Source organism: Microbacterium sp. B24 (assembly GCF_000333415.1).
Taxonomy (GTDB): Bacteria; Actinomycetota; Actinomycetes; order Actinomycetales; family Microbacteriaceae; genus Microbacterium.
This window is the reverse complement of the sequence record NZ_BADB01000035.1, coordinates 1-4,425: the sequence shown is the minus strand read 5'-3', so window position 1 is coordinate 4,425 and position 4,425 is coordinate 1. Positions and strand designations below refer to the sequence as shown.

At 72.2% G+C, this 4,425-nt stretch carries 3 protein-coding genes and 1 pseudogene; 2 read left to right on the top strand and 2 right to left on the bottom strand.

The genetic code is table 11. The features are described 5' to 3' along the window. A partial coding sequence (locus tag I5I_RS00655) for a zinc-dependent metalloprotease (protein ID WP_148285463.1) occupies nt 1–511 on the top strand: 511 nt, incomplete at its 5' end. 827 nt (nt 512–1,338) lie between these two features. Here I5I_RS00655 and I5I_RS00645 read toward each other — a convergent pair. Both I5I_RS00645 and nudC read right to left on the bottom strand, forming a co-directional pair. Continuing rightward, nucleotides 1,339–3,054, bottom strand: a complete 1,716-nt coding sequence (locus I5I_RS00645; protein WP_036315094.1) for an ATP-dependent helicase — start codon at nt 3,052–3,054, stop codon at nt 1,339–1,341. After that, entirely contained in the window at nt 3,051–3,983 is a 933-nt protein-coding gene (gene nudC / locus I5I_RS00640) for an NAD(+) diphosphatase (RefSeq protein WP_036315091.1), read from the bottom strand. Before nudC ends, I5I_RS00645 begins: the two co-directional genes overlap by 4 nt. 65 nt (nt 3,984–4,048) lie before the next feature. Here nudC and I5I_RS16180 point away from each other — a divergent pair. Further along, nucleotides 4,049–4,425: pseudogene (locus tag I5I_RS16180) on the top strand (hypothetical protein); the annotation flags it as partial.

The following is a 4,425-nucleotide window of genomic DNA, read 5'->3' as shown; positions in this document are numbered from 1 at the left end:
GATTCGAGCCNGTCCCGGGGATCCTCTAGAGTCCCTCCTGGCGACCATCGAAGGCTGGGTGGAGGTCGTGACCGCCGATGCGACCTCGCGTCTTCCCGCCTCGGCGAAGATCGCCGAGGCGGTGCGTCGCCGCCGAGCGGTGGGCGGTCCCGCCGAACAGGCGATGGCCTCCCTCGTCGGCTTGGAACTGCGCCCCCGACGACTGCGCGAAGCGGCGGCGATGTGGCGGGCCGTCACGGATGCCGTGGGCATCGAGGCGCGCGATCGCCTCTGGGACTACCCCGACCTCATGCCGGGAGCGAGTGACATCGACGACCCGCAGGCGCTCGTCGCACGTCTGGTCGCCCACGAACGCGGCGAGGACCCCGAACGGGATGCTCTCGACGAGGCGCTGGACGCGCTGCTGGCCGAAGCGGCCGAGGAGGCGGCTGGAGAGGCGGAGCAGGGCGGAGGCGCACCCGAGGCGCGCACCACCGATGACGACGGTCCGGAGGATCCCCGGCCGGTGTGAGCCGGCGCCTCCTCCCCCGCCGGAATCTCTCCGGGGTCCCGTGCCGCGTCTGTGGACAGTCGCGGCAGGCGGGCGCGTCGGGCCTCAGAATCGGGGCATGCTCCGCTTGGCCGCTTCGTCCCCGCCGCTGTGGCGCACGCCTTCCAGCCTCCAACTCGGCACGGATCCGGCGATCCGCGTCGACGGCGTGCTCCCGTGGCAGGAGCGCCTCCTCGATGCCCTCGCCGACGGCGTCGCCGACGCGGGGCTGGTCCCTCTGGCACGCAGCTTCGGCGCCACCGCGGCGGAAGCCGCAGAGTTCGCGGGACGAATCGAGCAAGCGCTCACCCGTGAGTCACCGACGCCGCGCGCGGTCAGGGTGGAGGTGCCCGAATCGCTGACGAGCATCGAGCGTGAAGCGCTGATGGCGGGGTGGGATGCCGCGGGCCTGGCGCGCGTGTCGGTCGACACCTGGGCCGTGGACGCGCCGCAGCAGGGGGTGCCGGTGATCGTCGTCGCCGACCGGCTCATCGAGCCGCGCCGTGCCGCGCGGCTCATGCGTGCCGACGTCACCCATATCCCGATCGAACTCGCCGGCGACCGCGTGCACGTCGGACCCGTCGTCGTCCCCGGCGTGACGGCGTGCACCGCGTGCGAGCACGCGCGTCGCACCGCCGAAGACCCGCAGTGGCCGCTCCTTGCTGCGCAGCTGCTCGGTCGCGATCCGGTACGCACGGATCCCGGCCTGCTGATCGAAGCCGGCATCCTCACCGGCAGGCTTCTGCGCGACGCCCTCGATTCCTCTGGGTCACGCCCCGATGAGCCGCCGTCGAGCCTCTCGGTGGGGCTCAGCGCCGCGCGCGTCCGGCGGACGTGGCATGCGCATCGCCCGCACGCACGGTGCCTGTGCCGATCTCCTGAAGGAAGCGAGAACGCTGACGCGGGCGCGATCCCGACCGTTCCGACCAGCTCATCGAAAGGGTACGCGCAGCCCGCGTGACCCCCACGTAGGCGAGTCTTCGTTCCTCGTCGATCTCGTCGAAGCCCGTGGCGTAAGAGATCGGCAGCAGTCCCTCCGCGAGCCCGAGGAGGTGGACGTGGTCCCACTCCAGGCCTTTCGCCGCGTGGAGCGTAGCGAGCGTCACCGTCCGCAGAGTGGGCTCGTGCTGACTGCGCCCACGAAGGATGAGCTCGTCGGTGAACGCCCGCAGGGTGGTGTCTTCCGGTGCCTGCTCGGCCAGACGCAGCACGGCGGCTCGCGCCTCCCACGCGTCGCGAAGTGCCCCACCGGCCGGAGGCGGGTCGTCGGTCAAGCCGACCGACCGCAGCACGTCCCGCACCGCCCGCACCAGACCGTCCGCGGTCGGTGCGACAGAGGCGCCGCGCAGGAGCGAAACCGCCTGGCGGACTTCGGGCAGGTCGAAGAATCGCTTGCCGCCGAGGACGGTCGCAGCGATGCCGCGCGAGGCGAGGGCCGAGAGCACGGGCGCTGATTGCGCGTTGGCTCGATACAGCACGGCGATCTCGTTCGGCTCGATGCCCGACGCGAGCTGGGCCGCCACCGCCGCAGCCACGCCGTCGGCTTCCGCTTGATCGTCGTCGTACGCGGTGACCGACGGGACGGGGCCCGTCGATCGGTCCGAACGCAGGACCAGGGCTCCGGGGCGTCCGCGCATGAGCGCATTCGCGACACCGAGAATCGCCGGGTCGGAGCGGTAGTTGCGTTCCAGCCGCACGACGGTGGCATCCTCGTAGCGGTCGGGGAACTCGAGCAGGTAGCGCGGGTCGGCGCCGGCGAACGAGTAGATGGTCTGGCTCGCGTCGCCGACGACGCAGAGGTCTCGTCGGTCTCCGAGCCAGAGCTCCAGGAGGCGGTGCTGCACAGGCGAGACGTCTTGGAACTCGTCGACCGTCAGGTGGCGGTACTGCTCATGCACGGCCGCCGCGACGCGCGGCTCCGATTCCAGCATCCCGGCGCACGCGAGCAGGACATCCTCGAAGTCCAGCTGACGGCGTTCGTCCTTCAGCTTCTCGTATCGGCGCTGCAGGTCTGTGAGCGCCGGTGCATCCAGGGCGGCACCAAGCCCCTCGGGGTGCGCTGCGGCATCCTGATCGATCGTGCGCATCGCGACCTTGCGCCATTCGATGCGGCTGGCGACGTCGCGCAGGGTGGTGCCGTCCAGGCGGAGGCCCAGGCTGTCGGCGGCCTGCCCGAGCACGCGTACCTTGTTGTCGATGATCGAGGGTGCGGTGTCGCGGGCGAGCTGCGGCCAGAAGAAGTTCAGTTGCGCCAGCGCGGTCGCATGGAACGTGCGTGCGGCGACCCCTTCGACACCGAGCGCGCGGAGCCGCCCGCGCATCTCCCCCGCTGCCTTCGCTGTGAAGGTCACCGCCATGACTCTCGACGGCGAATAAGCCCCCGTGTCGACGCCGTGGGCGATGCGGTGCGTGATCACCCGCGTCTTTCCCGTGCCGGCGCCCGCAAGCACGCACACGGGTCCGCGCAGCGTCGCCGCCGCGACCCGCTGCTCGTCGTCCAGGCCCTCCAGTGCGCGTCCGCTCACGCGGGATCTCCCGCCCAGTCGGCGATCAGCCGGTGCGCGATGGATGTCGTGCCCGGAAGGAGCACGTCGCCCTCGCCGCGCAGCGCTCCACGGATCTCCCCGCGCGAGAACCACCGGACGTCGACGATCTCCTCGCCGTCGGCGCAGGCCGCCGACATGCTGACCGCCGTCGCATGGAATCCGAGCATCAGCGAGCGCGGGTAGGGCCACGACTGCGACCCCCGGTAGTGCAGCGCCTCGACGATCACGCCGGCCTCCTCCTGCACCTCGCGCACGATCGCCGACTCCAGCGACTCCCCCGCCTCGACGAAGCCGGCGAACGTCGAGTAGAGGTTGCGATCCGCCCACAGCGCGTTCTTGCCGAGCAGCAACGACGAGCCGTCCGGAGAGATCACGGCGACGATGACGGCGGGGTCGGTGCGGGGAAAATGCTCGCGCCCGCAGACCGGGCAGTGGCGCGCCCAGCCCGCTGCACGTTCCTCGGTGCGCGCACCGCAGTGGGAGCAGAAGGGCGCTTCCACCAGCCATCGCCCCAGAGCGACCGCCTCGACGAGGAGTCCGGCGTCCGTGGCCGACATCTCTCCGCCGACCGCCCGCAGCGCTGCCCACCCGTCGGCGGGATGCGCGCTCAGGGGAACGTCATGGTCGGCGCCGGATGCCGCGAGCAGCACCGCGGCGCCTGCGCCGTCGCGTCCGAGGAATGCCCACGACACCCCGTCACGAATGCTCTCGACCGGCACGGTGCGCAGCGTCCCGTCGCCGTCGAGCGGGGCGCGATCGCCGTGCACGGCGACCACCCGCGTCGACCTCTCGGCGCGAAGACGCGCAAGCAGGTCCGGTGCGTCGCGCTCCTCGGCGCAGCGGTCGATGCCGCCGCGCGCAAGAGCGGGCGGACGAACGGGAACGGGCGGCTCAGCCGATGGCGACATCCGGGACCTTCCTCGACGGGCGTGGCGCACACGGGGACGGGGCGCGGCACACCTACCCTGGGGGCATGGCACGCTCACCACTCACTCTAGCCGCGTCGGTCACGTCGGCCCTTCCCCGCGTCGCGGTGGTCGGTGTGGCGCCGCTGACCGAGGGCGTCTCCGGCCGCTACGACAGCGCGATCGCCACGCTCGACGACGGCCGACGAGTCGTGGTGCGCGTACCCGTCAACGACCAGGCCGAGCAGGATCTGCGCTCCGAGGCGCGGGCGTTGACGTCGCTGACCGCGGGGGTGCGTGGAGTGCTGCCGTTCGGCGCCCCCGGATGTGCTCGGTCAGACGACGGTCGATGGCCGCAGCGCCCTCGTCCAGACCCTGCTGCCCGGCTACCGGGTCGATGCCGCCCCACGTGCCCGCGGGCCGGGGGGTCGCCACCGCTCTCGCC

Excerpts from the sequence above, each read along its gene's own strand:
- nudC (WP_036315091.1), bottom strand. The coding sequence starts at position 3,983 with ATGTCGCCATCGGCTGAGCCGCCCGTTCCCGTTCGTCCGCCCGCTCTT.